The sequence below is a fragment of the Corynebacterium sp. HMSC078H07 genome (assembly GCF_001812805.1).
GTDB lineage: Bacteria > Actinomycetota > Actinomycetes > Mycobacteriales > Mycobacteriaceae > Corynebacterium.
This window is the reverse complement of the sequence record NZ_KV810467.1, coordinates 11,288-30,714: the sequence shown is the minus strand read 5'-3', so window position 1 is coordinate 30,714 and position 19,427 is coordinate 11,288. Positions and strand designations below refer to the sequence as shown.

At 56.7% G+C, this 19,427-nt stretch carries 25 protein-coding genes, 1 tRNA gene and 1 pseudogene; 15 read left to right on the top strand and 12 right to left on the bottom strand.

What is annotated here, in order from left to right; genetic code table 11:
- Positions 1-416: 416 nt before the first annotated feature.
- Together HMPREF2875_RS04800 and HMPREF2875_RS04795 are read right to left on the bottom strand one after the other, a co-directional pair.
- The gene (locus tag HMPREF2875_RS04800) at positions 417-1,436 is read right to left on the bottom strand and encodes an AAA family ATPase (protein WP_070670814.1); all 1,020 of its coding nucleotides are present in this window, start codon (positions 1,434-1,436) and stop codon (positions 417-419) included.
- 96 nt (positions 1,437-1,532) lie between these two features.
- Positions 1,533-2,123, bottom strand: coding sequence for a hypothetical protein (locus HMPREF2875_RS04795; RefSeq protein WP_070670811.1), 591 nt, complete (start codon positions 2,121-2,123; stop codon positions 1,533-1,535).
- Positions 2,124-3,025: 902 nt separating this feature from the next.
- On the opposite strand from HMPREF2875_RS04795, the gene HMPREF2875_RS04790 reads away from it, so the two are divergent.
- Complete coding sequence (locus HMPREF2875_RS04790) at positions 3,026-3,577, top strand: recombinase family protein (protein ID WP_070670809.1); 552 nt, start codon at positions 3,026-3,028, stop codon at positions 3,575-3,577.
- Between the two features lie 68 nt (positions 3,578-3,645).
- Positions 3,646-3,816 (top strand): hypothetical protein, encoded by a 171-nt coding sequence (locus tag HMPREF2875_RS13695; protein WP_158407802.1) that lies wholly within the window; start codon positions 3,646-3,648, stop codon positions 3,814-3,816.
- 219 nt (positions 3,817-4,035) lie between these two features.
- Here the strand turns inward: HMPREF2875_RS13695 and HMPREF2875_RS04785 are convergent, their stop codons facing one another.
- From HMPREF2875_RS04785 to HMPREF2875_RS04750, 7 genes and pseudogenes are all read right to left on the bottom strand, one after another.
- On the bottom strand, positions 4,036-4,275 hold the full coding sequence (locus HMPREF2875_RS04785; RefSeq protein WP_070670807.1) for a hypothetical protein: 240 nt from the start codon (positions 4,273-4,275) through the stop codon (positions 4,036-4,038).
- 970 nt (positions 4,276-5,245) lie between these two features.
- Positions 5,246-6,067, bottom strand: a pseudogene (locus HMPREF2875_RS13690) (tyrosine-type recombinase/integrase).
- Positions 6,068-6,668: 601 nt separating this feature from the next.
- Positions 6,669-6,899, bottom strand: coding sequence for a hypothetical protein (locus HMPREF2875_RS04770; protein WP_070670805.1), 231 nt, complete (start codon positions 6,897-6,899; stop codon positions 6,669-6,671).
- Positions 6,868-7,824 carry an LAPAL motif-containing putative phage structural protein gene (locus HMPREF2875_RS04765; protein ID WP_083311852.1) on the bottom strand — a complete coding sequence of 319 codons (957 nt, stop codon included), beginning with the start codon at positions 7,822-7,824 and terminating at the stop codon, positions 6,868-6,870. The genes HMPREF2875_RS04770 and HMPREF2875_RS04765 overlap by 32 nt, the downstream gene beginning before the upstream one ends.
- A 298-nt stretch (positions 7,825-8,122) precedes the next feature.
- Positions 8,123-9,175 carry a RhuM family protein gene (rhuM, locus tag HMPREF2875_RS04760; RefSeq protein ID WP_070670803.1) on the bottom strand — a complete coding sequence of 351 codons (1,053 nt, stop codon included), beginning with the start codon at positions 9,173-9,175 and terminating at the stop codon, positions 8,123-8,125.
- A gap of 103 nt (positions 9,176-9,278) precedes the next feature.
- On the bottom strand, positions 9,279-9,698 hold the full coding sequence (locus HMPREF2875_RS04755) for an ImmA/IrrE family metallo-endopeptidase (RefSeq protein WP_070670800.1): 420 nt from the start codon (positions 9,696-9,698) through the stop codon (positions 9,279-9,281).
- Positions 9,699-9,719: 21 nt separating this feature from the next.
- A complete protein-coding gene (locus tag HMPREF2875_RS04750; protein WP_083311851.1) occupies positions 9,720-10,217 on the bottom strand; it encodes a hypothetical protein in 498 nt (165 codons plus the stop codon).
- Positions 10,218-10,368: 151 nt separating this feature from the next.
- On the opposite strand from HMPREF2875_RS04750, the gene HMPREF2875_RS04745 reads away from it, so the two are divergent.
- Positions 10,369-10,608 carry a hypothetical protein gene (locus tag HMPREF2875_RS04745; protein WP_070670796.1) on the top strand — a complete coding sequence of 80 codons (240 nt, stop codon included), beginning with the start codon at positions 10,369-10,371 and terminating at the stop codon, positions 10,606-10,608.
- Positions 10,609-10,781: 173 nt separating this feature from the next.
- Here HMPREF2875_RS04745 and HMPREF2875_RS04740 read toward each other — a convergent pair whose 3' ends face one another.
- On the bottom strand, positions 10,782-11,123 hold the full coding sequence (locus tag HMPREF2875_RS04740; protein ID WP_070670794.1) for a hypothetical protein: 342 nt from the start codon (positions 11,121-11,123) through the stop codon (positions 10,782-10,784).
- A gap of 146 nt (positions 11,124-11,269) precedes the next feature.
- Between HMPREF2875_RS04740 and HMPREF2875_RS04735 the strand changes: the two genes are divergently transcribed.
- The 3 genes from HMPREF2875_RS04735 to HMPREF2875_RS13685 are packed head-to-tail and all read left to right on the top strand — an operon-like array spanning position 11,270 to position 12,126.
- Positions 11,270-11,602: a hypothetical protein gene (locus HMPREF2875_RS04735; protein ID WP_070670792.1), complete on the top strand. Its 333-nt coding sequence runs from the start codon at positions 11,270-11,272 to the stop codon at positions 11,600-11,602.
- A complete protein-coding gene (locus HMPREF2875_RS04730; RefSeq protein WP_070670790.1) occupies positions 11,599-11,922 on the top strand; it encodes a hypothetical protein in 324 nt (107 codons plus the stop codon). Before HMPREF2875_RS04735 ends, HMPREF2875_RS04730 begins: the two co-directional genes overlap by 4 nt.
- A 60-nt stretch (positions 11,923-11,982) precedes the next feature.
- Positions 11,983-12,126, top strand: coding sequence for a hypothetical protein (locus tag HMPREF2875_RS13685; RefSeq protein ID WP_168165565.1), 144 nt, complete (start codon positions 11,983-11,985; stop codon positions 12,124-12,126).
- On the opposite strand, the gene HMPREF2875_RS04725 is transcribed toward HMPREF2875_RS13685, so the two are convergent.
- Positions 12,123-12,371 carry a hypothetical protein gene (locus tag HMPREF2875_RS04725; RefSeq protein ID WP_070670788.1) on the bottom strand — a complete coding sequence of 83 codons (249 nt, stop codon included), beginning with the start codon at positions 12,369-12,371 and terminating at the stop codon, positions 12,123-12,125. The genes HMPREF2875_RS13685 and HMPREF2875_RS04725 overlap by 4 nt on opposite strands.
- A gap of 223 nt (positions 12,372-12,594) precedes the next feature.
- On the opposite strand from HMPREF2875_RS04725, the gene HMPREF2875_RS04720 reads away from it, so the two are divergent.
- The 5 genes from HMPREF2875_RS04720 (at position 12,595) to HMPREF2875_RS04700 (ending at position 16,197) form a co-directional block, all read left to right on the top strand.
- Positions 12,595-13,296, top strand: coding sequence for a type 1 glutamine amidotransferase domain-containing protein (locus HMPREF2875_RS04720; RefSeq protein WP_070670786.1), 702 nt, complete (start codon positions 12,595-12,597; stop codon positions 13,294-13,296).
- A gap of 51 nt (positions 13,297-13,347) precedes the next feature.
- Complete coding sequence (locus tag HMPREF2875_RS04715) at positions 13,348-13,827, top strand: hypothetical protein (protein WP_070670940.1); 480 nt, start codon at positions 13,348-13,350, stop codon at positions 13,825-13,827.
- Positions 13,828-13,943: 116 nt separating this feature from the next.
- Positions 13,944-14,849 carry a DUF418 domain-containing protein gene (locus HMPREF2875_RS04710; RefSeq protein ID WP_070670784.1) on the top strand — a complete coding sequence of 302 codons (906 nt, stop codon included), beginning with the start codon at positions 13,944-13,946 and terminating at the stop codon, positions 14,847-14,849.
- Positions 14,849-15,997, top strand: a complete 1,149-nt coding sequence (locus tag HMPREF2875_RS04705; RefSeq protein WP_070670781.1) for a trypsin-like serine protease — start codon at positions 14,849-14,851, stop codon at positions 15,995-15,997. The genes HMPREF2875_RS04710 and HMPREF2875_RS04705 overlap by 1 nt, the downstream gene beginning before the upstream one ends.
- A gap of 11 nt (positions 15,998-16,008) precedes the next feature.
- Positions 16,009-16,197, top strand: a complete 189-nt coding sequence (locus tag HMPREF2875_RS04700; RefSeq protein ID WP_070670779.1) for a hypothetical protein — start codon at positions 16,009-16,011, stop codon at positions 16,195-16,197.
- Between the two features lie 404 nt (positions 16,198-16,601).
- Here HMPREF2875_RS04700 and HMPREF2875_RS04695 read toward each other — a convergent pair whose 3' ends face one another.
- Positions 16,602-17,630, bottom strand: coding sequence for a prephenate dehydrogenase (locus HMPREF2875_RS04695; RefSeq protein ID WP_070670776.1), 1,029 nt, complete (start codon positions 17,628-17,630; stop codon positions 16,602-16,604).
- Positions 17,631-17,669: 39 nt separating this feature from the next.
- Between HMPREF2875_RS04695 and HMPREF2875_RS04690 the strand changes: the two genes are divergently transcribed.
- From HMPREF2875_RS04690 to HMPREF2875_RS04675, 4 genes are all read left to right on the top strand, one after another.
- The gene (locus tag HMPREF2875_RS04690; RefSeq protein ID WP_070670774.1) at positions 17,670-18,173 is read left to right on the top strand and encodes a tRNA adenosine deaminase-associated protein; all 504 of its coding nucleotides are present in this window, start codon (positions 17,670-17,672) and stop codon (positions 18,171-18,173) included.
- A 34-nt stretch (positions 18,174-18,207) separates the two neighbouring features.
- Positions 18,208-18,651 carry a nucleoside deaminase gene (locus tag HMPREF2875_RS04685; RefSeq protein ID WP_070670938.1) on the top strand — a complete coding sequence of 148 codons (444 nt, stop codon included), beginning with the start codon at positions 18,208-18,210 and terminating at the stop codon, positions 18,649-18,651.
- Positions 18,652-18,743: 92 nt separating this feature from the next.
- Positions 18,744-18,941 (top strand): CsbD family protein, encoded by a 198-nt coding sequence (locus tag HMPREF2875_RS04680; RefSeq protein ID WP_070538445.1) that lies wholly within the window; start codon positions 18,744-18,746, stop codon positions 18,939-18,941.
- 91 nt (positions 18,942-19,032) lie between these two features.
- Positions 19,033-19,123: transfer RNA gene (locus tag HMPREF2875_RS04675), tRNA-Ser, on the top strand.
- Positions 19,124-19,427: the final 304 nt, after the last annotated feature.

The window sequence follows — 19,427 nt, the reverse complement described above, 5'->3', positions numbered from 1 at the left end:
GCCTTCACCTCATGGTTCCGGCTTTGGTGGACACCGCTCAGGCTCCTTCAGGCCTTCGCAGCGGACACCGTGAAGGTGGACGCGGTTATTCCACCCTTCAGGCTCCTTGCGGGCCTTCAGGGGGCGGGCACCAAGTCCCGGCCCCGCTACGCTCTGCGTGCTCCTATCGGAACCGCCTATGCCGGTTCCTCAATCGCTAGTGTGTTCACCCGCCCTAACGGCGGCTGTCCACCTAACGGCCTTCGCTTAAGGCGTTCAACCAGAACGCCGTTAATCTTCGGCAGCCTAAGGGAGCGTAGCGACAAGAACGAAGTGAAGTGGGGGATATATAAGGGGGGTGCAGATGCAAAATGCAACGCTGTGACCAGCGGAAACACTGAGCATTTGCACCCGTCTGCATCGGATACGATGCAAATCTAGCCCTTTAGTTTTGGCCCTGGTGAGTACATTCCACCGGCGGCGCTGGACTTCTTCACCAATAATCCGGCCTTAGTAAGATTGGTGAGTTTGTTCCTCATGCCGCCCTCTGTCATGTCGAACTCTGCGCAAATCTCACCGGCAACGCCTATGTTGGTGGTCTCCGAAGACTCGCAAGCCCGGCGCGCAATCGCCGCGTTGGTGTCCAGGGTTTCGCGGTTCCTGTCCCTGGTTTTCGTGGTTTCATCGTATTCGTCAACGACGATAACGCCAGGGTCAACAATCCAGAACTTGCGTTCAATCCCATCGCCGTAACGTGAGCTGCTTCGTAGAACCTTATGGCTCTGGTCGAACTTGTTGTTTGACGGATTGAACACCTCTACTTCGCAGCGGGTGAACTGGGTTGCTGCTGAGTTGCCCAGCGGGCGGTGCGACTGCTTGCCTTCGTACGTGGCATCAGAACTGTGAGCCACAACCAGCACGGGCAGGTTGAACGGCGCTACCGCTTCCTGCCAGAACCTACGCCACGGTTCACGTTCTTTTTCGTCACCGGCCAACACGCCGGTGGCGTGGTCAATCACGACGTAATCGAAGTTTCCTAGCTGAACAGCCAGGTGTAGCAACCCCCACGGCGTTTCTACATCGGCGTTGGTCAGGAACTCTACGGCGCTATCAGTAACACCTAGATTGACTAACCTGCCTTTGTATTCCGCTTCAGCGGCGGTATCAGCGCAGACAACCAACCCGCGCAACCCCTGCGCCAGCGGGGCAATCCTAAAGAACTCGCGACCGTCCCACAGGCTCGCAATCAGGCTTGCGACCACCATCGACTTGCCCACGCTGGCCTGTCCGTACAGCATGGTGTTGGTTTTGGTGAGTACACCGGGAATCAACCACCTATCTTCGTCGGTGGGTTCTTTTACATCCTCAAGGGGGACGATGCCCAGAATCTCCTTCAGGAACTCATAACTTTGCGCTCTATCACCTGCGAGCGCGGGGGTATCAATCTGTGCTGTCAAACAATTCTCCTTCCTCTGTGGGGCTGTATGCCCCTCTAACGGTTTGTGGGGTGGTTAAGGCCCACCCCTTCGCCTTTATCGCCTTCTACAGCACCATTAATCTTCGTCAACCGGGACAAACACGGTGATTGGCTCGCTATCGCCTTCGCTCCACTCAGCCCGCGCAGGGATTAGCGGATTACCGTTTTCGTCAACACTTGACATGCCGTCGGCAATGCCTGCGTAGCACATGGCCTGAAGCTCAGTCGGTGTGCGTTTCCACGCTTCCAGCAATGAACCCTCGCGCTTGTAGTCCTGATTGACCACAGCGGACATAGGGACCAAATTGTTCTTTGAGTGGCGCGAACGCGGCGAATTTACACCGCGCACGTGGTCAAGGTTGAGGAAGGTCACGCGGTCGTGCGGGTTATCCCATTGCAGTTGCTGGCCTGTGATTAGGCACCTGTCCGGCTCAGCTTTGAACTTCCTTCGAACGGTCTTAATCACGTCCTGGGCGCTGAAGGACTCCACGCGCTTACCGGCCCTTCGCCAATCCTGGCGGGCGTTGTGGATACGGCTTGTGTACGCCCCTACAACGTCCTTCGGCTCCTGTCGTTTGGCCTTGTCCTTCGCACGGCAGCACTCAGCACAGACGCTTTTGTGCCCACCGTAAGCCGCGTAATCAGCGTAGAAACAATCCAGCGGCATCACATCGCCGCAATCCTTGCACTCGCGCTTACCCTGAAGCGCGTAGACCTCGCGCCGGGTGTTGTAGTCGTTTACAGAAATAGCAATCCTCCTTAGATTGACTGGGAAAAATGAACGGGTTTGCCTTCTTCGTGAAGGCGGTGTAGCGTAGCGGCTACAGCAAATTGGTAACTCCTTCCTTTGGTGAATCCAGATACAGCGCATTGCAGTGCGCAGCACAAAAAAATAGAACAGAACAGCCCAGCGGTTGAGTGTTCAGTTCTCACACAGCGCTCGCGAATCGTGCGCAGCCACCCGGTTGAAGATAGACTTCTTCCAGGGTTCTTTCGCCGTTTTCCGCGCAAAGCATCATCTTTCCACTTTCGAACAGCTGTGTCAAATCCTGGCCTGTTTTTATTCATTTAGTTTTCCAGTGGGCAAATAACCCCGGGAAATGAATCCCATCGACTTCGCAACCCCGGCGCGGGTTTGCGGGCGCTATACGTTCCGGTCACAGTGCACGGGGTGGGCTACACCCCCTGCCCCTATCGGGTGTGTGCGTTTGAAGTGCTAGATACGTCCGCAGCTTTGTAAACCGCACAAGGGCGCTGTGCTGCTAGCAGGGGGACGCTAGGGGTGTGGCGGCTCCGTGTCGTTGTTGTCCGTGCCAAAGCGCAAGCCTAGGCGTAGCAATCCCAACTCAGCCACAAACCAGCGGCAAAGCCCGCCTAATCCAAACCCAGTGTGTGTGCGCGGTAGTCCCTGCGAGGATGTCCGATAGGCTATACCCCTGCGGACACCGGGGACGGTGCACGTATCCCCTGTACGATAGGGTGCCAATCCCTATTTATTGACACGGTGTACGCCGGGTTATAGACTCCAACGTACACCCCGGTACACTCTCACAAAAGGAGACAGGCGCAATGTCAATAATCGGTTATCAACGCGTTAGTTCTTACGGCCAGAACGAAGAACGCCAACTTACAGACGTAGACGTAGACGAAATGTTTACGGACAAGGCCAGCGGCAAAGACACAAACCGCCCGCAGCTTAGTGCTGCCATCCGCTACGCCCGCAAGGGGGACGTGTTCGTGGTGCACTCCATGGACAGACTCGCCCGCAACATCGTTGACCTTCGCGGGATAGTGGAAGAACTAAACGCCAAAGGTGTTGCCGTGCGGTTCGTGAAAGAGAATCTTGTCTTTAATGGCGAAGATTCTGCTATGAACAATCTTTTGCTCAACATGCTTGGTGCAGTAGCGGAATTCGAGCGCTCACTAATCAAAGAACGCCAACGCGAGGGTATCGCCATTGCAAAGGCCAAAGGAAAATACAAGGGTCGTAAACCATCGCTAACCTCGGCACAGGTTGATGAAGTTGTAGAGCTTAAAGCCAGCGGCGTATCAATCGCAGAAATCGCCCGTCGTTACGGTGTTTCACGTCCTAGCATTTATCGTGCCTTGGAAAATAGCTAAAACGCACCGTGCCCGGGCTGTGTTGGGTAATATGAGCAAGTCTCTGTCTCCAAAGCAAAGGAACTTACATGCTCACTAACCTAATGGAACTACTTATCAATAATCCGGAAATGCTTAATCCGGAGAGTCTCAAAACTCTCGCTGGCGTCTTTTTCGGTGGCCTAGCGGCAATTGTCCTTGCCGTTGGTTCCAGCGCAGCAGGCCCGGCCCTTCTTATGTCGTCTATGGCAGGCGCATAAGCCTACAAAGCCAGAAACGCCCCGGTACCTTGAAAAAGGCCGGGGCATTCGTATTCCTAAGCTACGTAAACTTGTGTCGCTGTAGTTCCGGAAACACTGGTACTAATCCGCGTCATATCTTGGCTAGCTATCCATTCGGTTACAGACGCTGGTACATGCTTTGGATACGGCAATTCGTAGGTGAGGCGAACACCGTTGGCTAGTGTTTCAAGTTCGTAGTTAAACACCGGGAACAAACCACCTCTCGCGCTCACGGCCAGAAACGAAGTAGTCGTTATCGCCTTCGTCATCGTGTAGCACGCACAGCCCGGCGCGCCGGGTGTATTCCAACACCGGAGCCACCAACGGGTGCCAGTCTTGCAGCACGGCATCATGCGATAGCTGTAGCCGTCCCTCCACGTTGTTCACGCTCACCAAGAACGGGATATTCAGCCCGTCTATCTTCGTCGCTGTATCCATTACAAGCGCTCCTTATTCGAGTTATTGGGCACGTTTTGGGCACGCGCCCTGTCTGGTATCGTCAACCGCAACCAGAAAAGACGTTGACCAGTGCGTTATCGAAGGAATCCGACTACTTTGTTCGAATCCCTCCGGGCGCACCATGTCATGAGTCGCGACATGCTTGACAGGTGAGTCGCGACATCGTTGACAAACCGGCATCTCAGTTTCTTTTGTTCTGGGGTGCCGGTTTCGCTTTGCCAAGAGCGCTGGAAAGGTTGATTCTGTTCCCGGAGCCCCTCCTTGCAGGAACCCTGCCGCGTGCACGAGAAGCATTGGGATAGTCCAAGCATGAGCACGATGGCGCCTACGCTGAGTGGTGCAGGGGCTTCTTAGTTTTACGGCAACACTGAGGCCTTAGCCTGCTTTGATGATGGCGAGGTTGCGGTTGGGACTGTTCATGGTGTCAAACATGTCCCGACTCACCTGTCAAGCATCATTCGACACGGTAAGGGTGGGCTAAGTGTCAAGTTTGTCGCGACTCACCTGTCAAGCATCAGGACTGCTTTTGCAGGAACAGGGTGTCAAATATGTCGTGAACTCAGACACCTCCGGGCGCACCATCTAAACCCCCAGGTTAAACGGTATAAACACCGGGTAGTCTGGGGGTTTATTTGCGTTTATGGGCCTTCCCCAAGTGCTGGGGGTTGTTGCAGGTCATTAAGTCGTGTTCATTCTGTGTGTGAACGAAATGTGATCACCGTGTGAACGGATTACTGTCACCACAACCGTGGGACGCCACGGTACCCCGTAACGTTAGTCACAGGTGTTGGCCACAGGCCCGACCTTTCCTCGAGATGGTTAGAGCGGTTTGCGCATGACCATGAGGCTTGTGGCCAATGCCAAGACTCAACATCATCCGCACACATGAAGACTCCGCCGCTTGCTGACTTCTCGGCGGGGTCTTCGTGTTGCTCTTTGTGCTTTCACGCTAGATTATTCGGAACGCTGCGCGTCGGCGCTCGGCTTCGGAGGCGTCTGCCATTCGCTGGCTAATCGCTCTGGATTCTCGCTCTGCGGCCATCTTTGACTCGATAGCGTCAGGAATCGCGTCGAGGCCTTCTTCCCATAGGTGCGCGTAGGTGTCTAGCGTCATGGCGGCCGAGGCGTGGCCAAGCATGAGTTGTACCGTCTTCACGTCCGCACCCGCCGCGATAGCCAACGAGGCCGCGGTGTGCCGCAGCTCGTAGGTGTCTAAGCCCTTGATGCCGGTGTACTGGAGCATGTTGAACCAGACGGTCCTCCAGCGCGCGGTAGTCCACACGTGGCCACGCTCGTCGGGAACAAGCCATGACTCAGGTTACTTACCTTCAGCGTTGGCCATGGGCTCTCGCAGCAATGTTCCTCCGATGGGCACATCACGGTGCTTGCGCGTCTTGGTCGCATCCACACGCCCTAAATCGTCGACGTCACGGCGAATCATCAGCCGCGCGCGGTTGTAGTCCAGGTCCTTGACCTTCAAGGCCTTGGCCTCGCCTGGCCGCAGGCCCGTCATGACGAGCACTCGCAGCAGCAGGCGCGCGGCATCTGTCGGCGCCGCATCTATGAGTGCGTCCACCTCGTGAACCTTGAGATACCGACGCTCCGAAGGGCCCGGCTTCTTGGTCACGGCCTTCTCCAAAGGGTTCGACGCTACTGCGCCGCGCTCTTTGGCCAAGTCCATGAGTCCACGCATGACCACGCCGACTTTGTATTTCTGCGCATCCCCGAGCGGCCTCGGCTCCTGGCCTTCCTTGACGGTCTTCGTATTCACCAACGTGGCAATCCATGACGTCACCACCGAGCGCTGCACCGTAGCGCACGCCTGCTCGCCCCACGTCGGCCGTACGTGGGTTTCCCACACCGACAGATAGTCACGCCGTGTCTTCTCTGAAATGCCAGCCTTCGAGGCGTACCAAGGCTCCCATAGGTCCTCGAAGGTGATCGCTTTCTTCTCCTTGGTGATCCACGTCCCTTCGTCCTGGCCCACCTCCACGCGCGAGCGGTGTAACTCGGTAGCGTCCTGGGACACGAACGTCTCTGAGACCCACTCACCGCCTTCTTGCCAGCGCACCTGCCAGCGCCGGCCAACGCCCCACCGGGCACTCGGAATCTTCTTGGGCGCCGGGGCTTTTGTCGGGGTTCTTCTTTGTCCAGAGGTCTACAACGTAGGCCATGGGATACACTTCTTTCTTGTCAGAACTCATGCGAAAAACGCAAGAGTTGCTTTGATGGAGCCTCCCTTCACCTGGTCCGCGACCAAACTTTCCAGGTGAGGGGAGCATGCTTATAGCGGAGCCACGCAGTACAAGCTGCGGGCATAACGGGAATAGGCAATCTACGGTGTAATTGCATATTCGGGGGTTTATCTGTGTTTACCGCGGCCCTTTTGTGGTCGTGAGGTTTAGGGCGCCGGTGGTGGCGGCTACGACCGATGGGATGAGGACTAGGGCGTTCAGTTCCGTAGTGAGGGTTAGTCTGAACGCGACAATTCCAGAGACGATGCCGAGGGCTAGGAGGATGACGCTGTAGATGTCGATGACCTTTTTTGGGCGCGGTGAATCGGGCTTGGGCCTATTGGCCTGAGTCCGGTTCTTGAGCGTCACGGGTCTTCTCCTTCTTTTGGATTTTCAGAATAGTCCACTTTTTGTTGGTGCGACCATTCTTTGTGACTTTGTCCTCACGGATTTTGAGGTCGTATGAATCAGTTCCATTGAGGTTAAGACCTTTACTAACTTCCGTTAGAAAGTCCTCGTCTTCGACTGTGGCTACGCGTGTTTGGAAGGCAGTTTTGATTTTCCACCGGTCCGGGTCATCGAAGTCGATAGCTGAGAGCTGGCCAGTCGTTTCGAAAATGTCGAAGTCTTCTTGTTCATCTTCGTTTGGCTCTACTGCTTGGTAGTCTGCCTTGGTAAAGCTTGCGAGTGGTTCATCGTTGAGGCTTGAATTATCTCGAGCCTCTAATGAGGTAACACGTCCATCTTCAAGAGGGCGCATGATCTTGCGGAGCTGCTTTTTCCTTCGTCGTTCACGCTTATTGAGTTCGGCCCAAACATCAGCAGATACCTCGGAAGCAGTGCCGTCTGTCCAGTAGATCTTTACGTTGCCATCGTCGAGCTTATCGAAATCTTTCACTTGGTCCTTGAAGATTCGAATTGCGGACCATACGATTTGCCCGATTGTTGGTACTCCTAATGCCGTTGCCACCCCTGCAGGGTCTTCGGCCGCGGCTTCTGCGAGCGGGCTATCGACAATTACTTGGATGAGCTCGATTATGAAGGAGCCTTCTTTGGCAGGTCGGACGAAAAGATCCCTGTTGTTGGGGCCTGCATTGTGGAAAGCACCTGCTTTATCGAAGTCCTGGACCAGTTCTGAGATTCCTTCTAAGACATCGGAAACGTGTTCTGCCCGTAGCTCGTGAAGGGTTTGTCCATCTGGGTTGCTGCCATTAAATCGGAGCGTTAGGACTTGCTGTTCTTTGATATTTGCGCCTGGTTGGATGAGGGCGTCGTTGTATTCTTCGGAGTTCATTTCTTCGTCTTTCTCTGGTTGGGGTAAAGCATTGCTAAATGCGCGTTGAGCTGGCTGTTTCAAAAGATGTTTGAAGTTACGTCCTGACTCAAACGTTTGAAGCGGTTGCGGGTCGTTTGTGGCGCTGGGGTTGATTCGGACTCAGAGAATCATGCAGCTGTATGGGCTATGGGTTGGGATTCGGCCGGCTTCGTAGAGTTGCATCCAGATTCGTAGCAGTCGTGGGGTAATTCCTAGCTCGGCCTAGGGCCTCTCTCCCGTCGCGTCGCCAAACTTGCCGGGGGAGGGGCTTTTCTAGTTACTTTCTTGGGGTTAGCCGATCCCTATCGGCTTCCAGGATTTGTTGTGTCTTGGTGAGTTCGTCGAAGTATTGCGTCTCGAGTTCGTCGAGTTCCTTGGCTTTTCGACCTGCATTGAAAAGTTCATAACGTTTGTCGGCAAGTTCGTTCGCTCGTTTACGTGTAATACGTCCGTGGTCGAGAAGGTCATCGTATCCGTTGAAGGAAATGAAACCTGCGGTGCGGTCGACCCAGTCTTGAACATGGATAACGCGCCTTCGTTCCGCCTGAAGCTGGGCGTATTCCAAGTAGCTTGAAACGAGGAGATTGAGTTCTCGTATTTCGTTGTCATCTAGGTAGTTCTTGGCTGTGCGTACGTCACTCTTTCCGACCTTTTTACCTCTCCAGGTCGTCAATCCCATATTGTCAGCTTGGGGGTTACTTCGCGTAGAGATGATTTCCGCAGCTGTGAGTCCAGTGACTGCTGCGAGCAGGCGGTCTTGGATGTTCGCGAAGATCCGAGTATTTCGTGGATCTTTCTTGTCGTAGTCGTCAGCCAGCGCGATGATATTGCGAAGTTCAAGATAGAGCCGAGCCTCGGACGAGCGGATATCGCGAATCCGGTCGAGCAGCTCGGAGAAATAGTCCTTGCCACGTGGATCTTTTAATTTCTCATCATTCAGGGCGAAGCCCTTGACGAGGTACTCCTTGAGGACCAGGGTTGCCCATGCTCTGAATTGGATGCCGCGCGGACCTCGAACTCGATAGCCTACGGCCATAACGGCGTCGAGATTGTAGTGGTCGAGGGAACGTCCTTGTACGCCTTGACCTTGTACCTTTCGGAATTTCCGAACAACCTCATTGCGCTGTAGCTCGCCAGAGTTAATGATGGCTTTTATATGTTCGCTAATGCTTGAACGTGAGACTGCGAAAAGTTCCGACATTTCAGCTTGGGTCATCCAAACGGTTCCATCGATGACGCGGAGGTGAATTTCCGTTTTCCCGTCTTCGGTGGAATACATGACAAACTCATTTGAGCCGTCATAAATTGGCTCTAATTGCTGGTTATCCATAGTCGTCCTTATTCGAATTGCTTATGCTGTTTGACCTGGCTGTTGTAAAGGTTATTTACCTCTAGGCGAGGGGTATTAGGTGGTTCCTTGGGGGTGAGAATGGTTAAAGGATCATGCAGCTGTATGGGCTGTGGGTTGGGATTCGGCCGGCTTCGTAGAGCTGCATCCAGATGGTCAGGAGCCGCGGCGTGACGCTTAGCTCGGCGGCGATGGCGCTTGGTGCTCTGCCGTTGTCTGCGGCGGCGTCTTCGACCAGGTCGATGTCAATGAGGTTCCGCGCGGCCCATTCATCTGCGAGGCGTTCGGCCTGCGCGGTGGAGCAATCATCACCGTTGGCGGCGTGGCCAAGCTCGTGGCCGATGGCGCAGATGCGGGTGGCGGGATCTAGTCCGCTGCGCATGATGATGGTGCCGGTGGCGTGGTGGTAGCAGGCGTTGTAGCGGACGTCGAGTCTGCCTGTTTCTACGAGCTCCACGCCGGCCTGGTCGAGCAGGTCGTGTAGACGCTCCTCGATGGGGGACATCGGGCGCTCCTTTCTGACTTTCTACGGATGGTGTTCCTCTAGCGGCTCCGTCGCTTCCTGCGCGGCTACCGGTTCAATTCCGGCGTTGATTCGTTCAATCAGGTCGTCGTGAGAGCGGCTGTCCAAATCGTAAACGTCTGCCTGGACATCAGTTTTTTCGGCTGGGGAGGCGGCCTTCGATGTTTCGTTTACAACCGTTCCAAATGCTTGCGACCAGATTTCTTCATCCGGATTGATGCGTAGTGCCAGGGCCCGTATGAGTTCCTGGTCTGAAAGCAGCTCAGCTATTTCCTGGCCATTGCCAGCGGCCTCTTCTGCTGTGATGTATCCGGTTCTTGCCAGTGCATCGACGGGGTTTGCTCCGTATGCGCGTGCAATGGCAATGACATTTCCTTCTGATAGGTGTCCTTTGGCCAGCTGACGGTTGAGGGTGCTGGTTGTGATGCCGGCGCGGTCGGACGCCGCTTTTTCGGTATCGGATCCAACCAGTGATTTATACCAACTGATGTGATTGCTCATGCAGCCCATTATGCACAATGTGTTAAATGATTGCAATATGCAGATGCTTAATTAACTGGGGTAATAGCGGATTGTGCAAAACGAGTTGTGCATTCTGCTTTCCGTGTGTATAAGGGGATTTGTAAGCATATTGCACAGGGGGGAGCTGGGTATGGAGTACCGCATCAAGCCAGCACTAATCGACCAGATTCGCGAAGCGCGGGGAGTTAGTTCAGATGAAGCGGTTGCGGCTTCGGTGGGCATCTCTCTCGGAACGGTAAGTTGTGTTCGACGCGGCTTTGACGTCAAGTTGGCAACTGCGATCAAGCTCATGGAGGCAGCGGGAGTCACCGACATTAAATCTGCAGTCCAAGCCATAGCTGAAGGACCGACAGAAGAACCCGCCGCCTAGGCGCGCCGGGCGTCGGAAAGCAAGGAAGAACAATCATGACCATTGTTTATGAGGTCAGGCGAGCCACGGATAATCGCCAACCGCTGTGCCGGCGGAGGATGCCGATTCCAACCCGAGACGTTGGGGAAACCACTCACCGCACTGTCCCATTCTGGATAGAGGGTAAGCCCCATTTAGCGCCCCTTAACGTCTTGCGCTCTGGGGAAGTAAATGTCATTCGACTCGACGTCAACGAGCCTGTAAACGTGCTTCTTACCGGAGTCGAAAAACTCCATAAACTCCTCGTATTCGGACTCGTTTAGTGTCTCGGTGAAGTCGGACTCATGGCCCTCCGGTATGAGGAAGTCAACATTCGATTCGACGTCCAGCCACAACGGCTCAGCATGCTCCACCCGCAGGTCGAAAGGTACACCATCTTTTTTGACCTGGCGCCAGCAGGCCAGGACGAAGGGATAAGCCCAGTCGAGCATCTTGCGCAGGTGACCATCTACATAAAGCGTCCACGTTTCGCTCATATCAGAAGCGTGCTTCGGCGCTGGAAGCGCCGCCGGAAAATCAAGAAGCTTACCGTCCAGGACAAGCGTGCAGCATCGGCTGGAAGCCCTAGAAGCCCGCTGGTTAAGCGCGACGGGCATCGGAACATAGACAAAGGGGAACGCTAATGCCCTGGATGAGAGTCAACGATAGGGCACCGGACAACCTCGGAGAAAGCACCGCAAGCCTGCGCAAGGTTAGCGATGAATTCGTCATCAGCATCGAGAACCAAAAAGCAATTGAGTTCATCCATGAGCTCAACCAGTTAATCGACAAATTCAATATCGACATCCATGCCGTCGACGGCCTAGAAGGAATGAACCTCGGCGGCAAGAGCATAGCCCTCGGGTCTAATCTTCTCGCCGCACTTAGAGACGTGACCAGGCAAGGAGAAACAAAGCTCCACTGCCAGATAACAAATCTGCGGCAGATGCCAAGAACAAAGCTCGGCAAGCCATGAAGAAACACATGCACGAAGAAAGAAAAGGAGCCCACAAGATGGATGCATTGAGTTGGGAGGAGCAGCAGTCGCGCTCGATCCGCGACATGATGTGCAGCGGAATTGATGTGCGTTGTCGCACTGAGTTCAGTTTCGAGCCGGGCTGGCAAGACCAGGCGGAATGCTTCACCGAAATGATTATTGACGGCATTTACGGACAGGGATATCGGACAGCGCGTGAAGTGCCGTCTGAGGCCTTCGCATCGCTGGTTCTGTCGAGTTGTATGAGCTTGACCGCGGCCCAGAAAGCTGTGTTGGAACAGGCCCTTCTGGTGCCGTAACGGATAGCAACTCTCCTGTGGCAGGGGATACCGCAGGAGGGAATCAAGAGGGGAAAAACTATGAGTAATCACGAAGAAACCCCCGGCGCTGCAACGCCGGAGGAACTGGCTGAAAAGTCAATCGCTTTCTCCAAAACAGCCATCGAATACGCAAAGAAAATAAAAGAAGAACTGCAGAAAACTGGCGACGACGAGCCTGGTTAGAACGGCTTTTCTCCGTACTTCTGCTCAAACGCAGTAACTGCGGCGTTGAGAGCATCCTCGGCAGAGCTGTATGTCGTCTTGGCTTGCTGGTAGAACTCTTCAGCCTTGTCGAAATTCTCGGCGGCTGCCTTCTTGGATGCCTCGGCCTGATCCAGGTTGAAACGGGCCCTACTGACAGAGATAGCCGCCTGGTCGAACATCGACTTCGCCAGCTGCAATTGGGCTCGTTGTTGTTCCTTGCTCATCTTCACTTCACCTCACTTTCCAGGGAAAAGTCCCTACAGAAAGTGAACCACATTGTTAACCCCACAGCAGTGGAAAATCAGCATAAAACGAAAGGAGCCCCGGATGTGCCCCGGAGCCTTAACCGGGCGTTCCGTAGTCGCGCTCCCGTACTAACGGCACAGATTCGAGTTTTCTGACATAGTGGGGCGCCTAAGCAAAGACCTGATGTGAAGGAGATTAAAAATGACTAGCGTATTGTTCGTCGTCAGTGCGGCAGATGGCTGGACCCAGAAGGATGGTTCTGTGCACCCGACTGGGTACTGGGCCGAGGAACTTGCCGTTCCACACCGCCTGTTTAGCAATGCTGGCTGGGATATCACCGTGGCAACCCCCAACGCAGTGGCGCCGACGCTGGATGAGATGAGCCTTGGCGAAGGAGCCGGTGACCCCAAGGAGCTTCAGGAAATTCGTTCCTATCTTGAGTCAATCAAGGATGAGCTCGATAATCCAAAGGCCCTAGCGGATGTTAAAGAGGAAGACTATGACTTGGTCTTTTATCCAGGTGGCCACGGACCTATGGAGGACTTGGCAGTCGACGCTGTCTCTGGCGCACTGTTGAAGCGGCGCCTTGCGTCCGGCGCGCCCCTCGCATTGCTGTGCCATGCGCCGGCCGCAATCCTGGCGGCGAAGAACGAAGATGGCACCAACGCCTTTGCCGGCAAGAACGTGACTGGCTTCTCCAACACTGAGGAAGAGTCCAATGGGCTTGCGGAGAACGCGAAGTGGCTTCTGGAGGATGAGCTCGTTGAAGCTGGCGTGAAGTACGGCAAGGCTGCTGAAGACTGGAGCTCCCATGTTGTGGTGGACGGAAATCTGTACACCGGCCAGAACCCGCAGTCTTCGGCCGATCTGGCTGAGCGCATCCTGGAGGACCTGGGCAAGTAATTACTGGAGGATCGCACGATGGGTCCGCCGGTGGCGGATATAATGATGCCCATGATTCAAGCGATTCTCTCCGCTATCCTGCTTTTCATTTCCTCCCTCTTCTCGGGCGCCGGCTCCTCGGAGCTGCCGGGGAGCTCGGGCATAGCGGAAGTTGGATCCTCGCAGAGCAACATCGTTACTGACGTGCCCGCAGGCTTGGTCACCGCCAATGCGCAGCAGATGGAGTTCGTGGTGAATTCCGAGTGGCAATCAGCAAAACAGCCGGATTCCTTTCGCGTGAACTTTAAGGATCGGGTCGTGCAGTTCTCCTGCGATATCTTCAGTTTCCACTTTGAGAGCAACGGAGATGGTCAACTAGAAATCACTCGGGATTTGAGGTTGGACAAAATCTGCTTTGGCGCGCAACCTGACGGGGCCATCATGAAACTTCTTGCAGGTCCAGTAACGGTGAAGGTGGACCCCGATGCCTCCACAACACCTGAGCGCATTTACCTCGTGCGCGATGGAAAAGCTATCGCGCTTACCCGCTGAGACGCACATCACGCAGCGCAGCGTGAAACGCAGAGCTGAAAACGACCACAAATAAGAAGACCGGCCAGAGCCACTGGTCGGTCTTTCGACGTTTTCGACTGCAAGGAGATGAATAGGTGTCAGCGCGTGCCCGAATAGTGGGCCTTGATATTGCACGTTCCTTGGCCATCATCGGGATGATTATTCTGCACATGGCCAACCTGGTGTGGAGCGCCAAAGTGGTGCTCTCCGGGCTGCCGGCGGCGGGGTTCGCCATCATTGCAGGTACCACGATGATGATTCTTGCCCGCGATTACTCGCTGCGAGTTTTCCTCAAGCTGGTCGCGCGCGGCCTGCTGGTCATGCTCATCGGCGTGGCTCTACTGCCCGTGGGCGGTGAGATTCAGGTGGTGCTCGTGGTCATGGGCGCGGCCATGGCTCTCACCGCCTGGGTGCCGCCGCTGGCCACCGTCTGGAAGGTCCTGCTCTTTGCTCTGGCTACTGCGGGCGCCACGGTGCTCTACGCGCCCTACACCCTCCCGCAGGTCTACCCCCTCGTGGCGTTCCTGGCGTACATGGTGGCAGGCATGCTGCTTTACGACGTCTACCTCACCCGCCCCACCCGCACCCAAGCCATCACTACCGCGGTGGCTGTCGTCGTTACCGGCATCGGTCTGTGGCAGCGCTTCAACCCGGATATCCCTGGCTGGCTGCGTTTTACCGGCCATACGGGTGTGCTTGGTGAAATCCTTCTCTCCGTGGCGGTCACCGCGGTCGTGCTGCACCTGTGCTTGATCATTGGCCGTCAGCTACCGCACTTGGCTTTCCCTTTCGCAGCATTGGGCTCGATGTCCTTGACCATTTATATCCTGCACATTCTCACGGCTCGCTACTGGCAGGCTCACATCTCGCTGCACAACACCATGGCGGCAGTAGGCTTTGTGCTCGCGTTCCTGGTGCTCAGCGCGCTGTGGAAGAAGTTCTTCGGAAAAGGCCCGGCTGAAAGGGCCGTGGCCTGGGCAATCAAGGAGGTAGCCGCGTAATGAAGGCACGAAAGATAGCTGCTGTTGTGGCCAGCTCTCTGGTCGTGGGGCTAGGCGCTGCGCCGGCCATGGCCTTGGAGTTTGCGCAGCCCGCTCCGCAATCGGAGGAAAGCGCTGCCGTGGCTGCGTTGCGCATGGGCAAGATCGGAAACTTCGGCGATTGCACCGGCACGCTGGTGGCCGAGCAATGGGTGCTCACCGCCCGCCACTGCTTGGAGTCCGTCAACAACGAGGGCTCACAAGCTCGCTTTGGCCAGGGCAAGGATACCCGCGTCTATGACGTGGACTCCTGGGCTGTTTCACCGACTATCGACGCCGGCCTTATGCACCTGACCGAACCCGTCGAGGGCATCAAGCCCGCCAAGCTCGCGGATGCGGTTCCCACCGCTGGCGAGAAAGGCCACTTCTATGGCTGGAGTAGCAGCTCCCGCATGGCCCGCAAAGGCCAGCTGCCGATGGCCGAGATGGAAGTCGGCGAACTACTGTCTGGCGGCAACCCACCTGCGAGCCCTGACGAGTCGGGCGAGAAAATGACGCCGGTAGCTCCAGGAGGAGAAGCAACTGCTCCAAGTGATTCCGGTGGCATGGCTCCTGGCGGAATGGCCGTTCCCGCACCGAACGGACCTGGCGGAATGGTCGCTCCCGCCCCTGGCTCGTCTGACGCTCCCCAGGTGATGAAGGGCGGCGAGATGCCAGACATCACCTCGGGCCCAGGCGGCGCGGAAAGCATCCCAGCTGGCGAGCTTGGGGGAGTGGGGCCGATGATTGCCGCTGCCATCATGGACGTGAAGTCCCTCAATGGCGAGGGCATGCAGGGCGGCGACTCCGGCGGACCGTTCTTCGTCAATGGCCGCCTCGTGGGCGTGGCCACCGCTGGCACTTCGAATGCAGATCCGGACCTGCCTTCCCCGACTGCGGCCATCACGTCGGTGGTCGAAGTCCGCGATTGGATCGAGGACGTTATCAGCGGCCGCGATACCGACGGCATTCTTAATGCCGACAACTCCCCGGCGCCACCAACAACGATGCAAGTCAGTGCCTTTGTCGCGTGGCCAGCGGGCATTACCGCGGTAGTCGGACTTATCGCGATCGCCATCTTCTCGCGTGTGCTTAACCGCAAGTCTGGCGCTGAGAAGCGCACCAACTAGGCTGTTTCTCCATGAAGGAGAAACTTATTCCCTGTCTGATCGCCGGAGCCATCTTCGGCCTGGTGCTGTGGCTGGCCTCCGGCATGCCGTGGTTGTTGCCGGTGGGCCTAGCAGCGGGCCTCATGGGCTACCCGCTCCTCGGCATCACGCGCGATGAGTCCCAAGCTCGCAAGCGCCGCGACGACACCTTCCGCGACTAAACACCCCGCGCACCGCCGTGCATGCTACTTCACAGTCCGGCCGATGCCACCTGCAAAACTCTTTTTGAAAACTGTTTTATGGACAGAACTGCCCTCCGGCTGATGCTCTCCGCCAGATCGGGCGAGGCAAGCTGTTGCAGATGGTCCCTTTATATTGGTTCCTTTAGTTTGGTCCTTTCGCTGACTAAAGGGACCATCTGAGTAAGGAAAACTGCCCGTAAGTGGTCCCTTTGCACTGCAAAGGGGCCAGAGCAAGGGACCGTACTAAAGAGACCTTGTGCTGCAGCGGTGTGGGCACGGTGAAACCGCCGACCAAGGATAGGAATGTGCTCAGCGGGTCGAAAGAATTCCAGAGCAGGGCCCTTCTGGAGCTTAGAAGTTGGGCCTAGAAGCCCACCAGCCGGCTAGAAGATCTCGATGCGCCCACCCAAGGATTCCGTCTGGCGCAACTGCGCTACCCAATTCGGTGCACCCGGGTGCAGGCGCAGCACCGGGCGGGAAGAAATCTTGACCGGAGAAACGGATTCCTTACGAGCACCGGATCGGGCTTCGATGCGGGTGCGGGCTCTGTAGCCAGCGTCGGCAAGCTCGGCGATTGAAGGCTCATCTGAAGCCAGCGAGTCACGGGCAGACTGCATCAACTCAATCGCCTCATCCAAAGCAGTGACTAGGGCAGTCGCGTTGGTCTCGCACATCTGGCGAACCAGATCCGGGTGGGTACCGGCCACGCGCGTGCCGTCCTTGAAAGAGCCAGCCGCCAGGGACTGCGCCAGGATGCCGCCATTATCGCCCACTACCGCGAGGGTCTCTGCCAGCACGTGCGGCAGATGAGAAATGCGAGCAACCGCAGCATCGTGGTTCGCCACGCGCACCGGCACGGCCTCCGCGTGGACCATCTGCGTCATGCGGACAACATCAGCGAAAATATTCTCCCACTCGGCGGGGATACGCTCGCCACGAGCCTCGCACTCAGCGGCGTAGTCGTAGGTGATGACCCAGGCAGCGCGGTTGAACAGGCCGGTCTGAGAGTTCTCCCAACCGGACTTGGACGTACCCGCCATGGGGTGGCCACCCACGTAGCGTGGGTGCATGTTGCGGTCAACGACGAGCTGGCGGATTTCGGTCTTCACCGAGACGACGTCCGTAAAGCCGCAGCTCGGGGCGTGTTCCTGAATGGCATCGAGGACCGACGCAACCGCATCCATCGGCACCGCGATAACGATGAGCGCCTTGTCTTCCTCCGCGCGGCGAAGAATGGCGGGGAGGTCATCGGTGACGTCAAAGCCCTGCTTCACAGCAATGCGGGCACCGGACGTGGAGTGGTTGTAGCCGTACACCGGATGGTTGCTTGCAGCGAGGTCACGCAGCAGGGAACCACCAATGAGGCCGAGGCCGATAATGCAGACGGGGCGTTGAACATCTTGAGAACTCACGGTGACAATTGTGGCACAACCCGACTAATCTGACGAGGTATGAGCCACGACGATCTCTCTTTTTCCATCACCGTCGCCCGCAGCGAGCACGGATGGGTGATTCGCCCCTTCGAGGATGACTTCACTAACGTCAACACCTCCATTAAGGCGGTGCGCAACCTGCGTTCCGAGGGTGCGGCCTTTGCGCTGCTGTGCGTGGAGGATGACTATTTCGTCGTCGTGCGCCCGGTGCCGGGGGATGTGCGTATGCTGCTTTCCGACGCCACCTATGCCGCCGAAGACGACTTCGCCGCGGATTTCCTCGACCTGCGCGATATTGATATCCCGGATTTGGACGAAGACGAGTGGGAGGACGCCGATCCCTACGGCGATGGCGACTTCGACATCTTCGCGGACCTCGGCCTCGACGAGGACCAAGTGGGCTACATCATTGACAACGATGAGGACTGGCCTTCCGATATGCTCCTGCGCATCGCCGGCGAGCTGGGTTTTGGCGATGAGCTGGAGGATTTCATCGACGGCCTCGACTCGGATGACTCTTAAACCAGCAGCGGGCCTGGTGCGCTCGGAGTCTCGCATGCGCCGCGCCATAGAGGTGGCGCGCACCACGCCGGTGGGAGATATCCCGGTGGGCGCCGTGCTGTACGACGCCTCCGGTAAAGAACTCGCCACCGGCGTGAATCGCCGCGAGCAACTCAATGACCCAACAGCGCATGCGGAGGTTGAAGCCATCCGCCAGGCGGTGCGTGTGCGCGGTGATGGCTGGCGGCTGGAGGGTTGCGAGCTGGTCGTCACCTTGGAACCCTGCGCGATGTGCGCTGGTGCGATTCAGGCTTCCCGGGTGTCCTCGGTGGTCTTTGGTGCCTTTGAGCCGAAGACGGGGGCATGCGGCTCGCTTGTCGACGTCCTCCGCGCCCCCGGCGCCCTCCACGTGCCCGAGGTACGCGGCGGTGTGCTGGAGGAGGAGTGCGCGGAGCTGCTCACGAGCTTCTTCGGGGGGCTGCGCGGCAGCGGCGAGTAGCCCTGAGTTGGGTAGTGTCCCCGGTTCCTCTTTCCGATTCAGGTGTAGGCTGGGTGGCCCGCATTGAATGGACAAAGATTAAGGAGAAAATCATGGGTGATTTTGAGAACAAGAAGGACGAGTTCGTCGGCAAGGCTAAGGAAGCCGCTGGCAACGTAAGCGACAACGAAAAGCTGGAGAACGAGGGCAAGGCCGACCAGGTCACCTCCGAGGCCAAGCAGAAGGCTTCCGACGCTGTTGAGGGCATCAAGGATAAGGCCAACGAGGTCATCGGTAACCTCAAGGACTAATTCCTAGCCTCAAATAGCTGAATCGCTGTCCGTGCCGCCTGGCGTGGGCAGCGATTTTGTCGCTCGGGATGACTCCCGTAATCTGGAACGCGGTGGCGTGTCCGAGCGGCCGAAGGTGATCGCCTCGAAAGCGATTGTTGGGTAACCCCCAACCGCGGGTTCAAATCCCGCCGCCACCGCCAATGTCATGAGTCGCGACATCGTTGACAAACCGGCATCTCAGTTTGTTTTGTTCTGGGGTGCCGGTTTCGCTTTGCCCAGAGCGCTGGAAAGGTTGATTCTGTTCCCGGAGGCCCTCCTTGCAGGAACCCTGCCGCGTGCGCGAGAAGCATCGGGATAGTCGAAGTATGAGCACGATGGCGCCTACGCTGAGTGGAGCAGGGGCTTCTTAGTCCTACCGGCGACACTGAGGCCTTAGCCTGCTTTGACACTGGCAAGGTTGCGGTTGGGAGTGTTCATGGTGTCAAACATGTCCCGACTCACCTG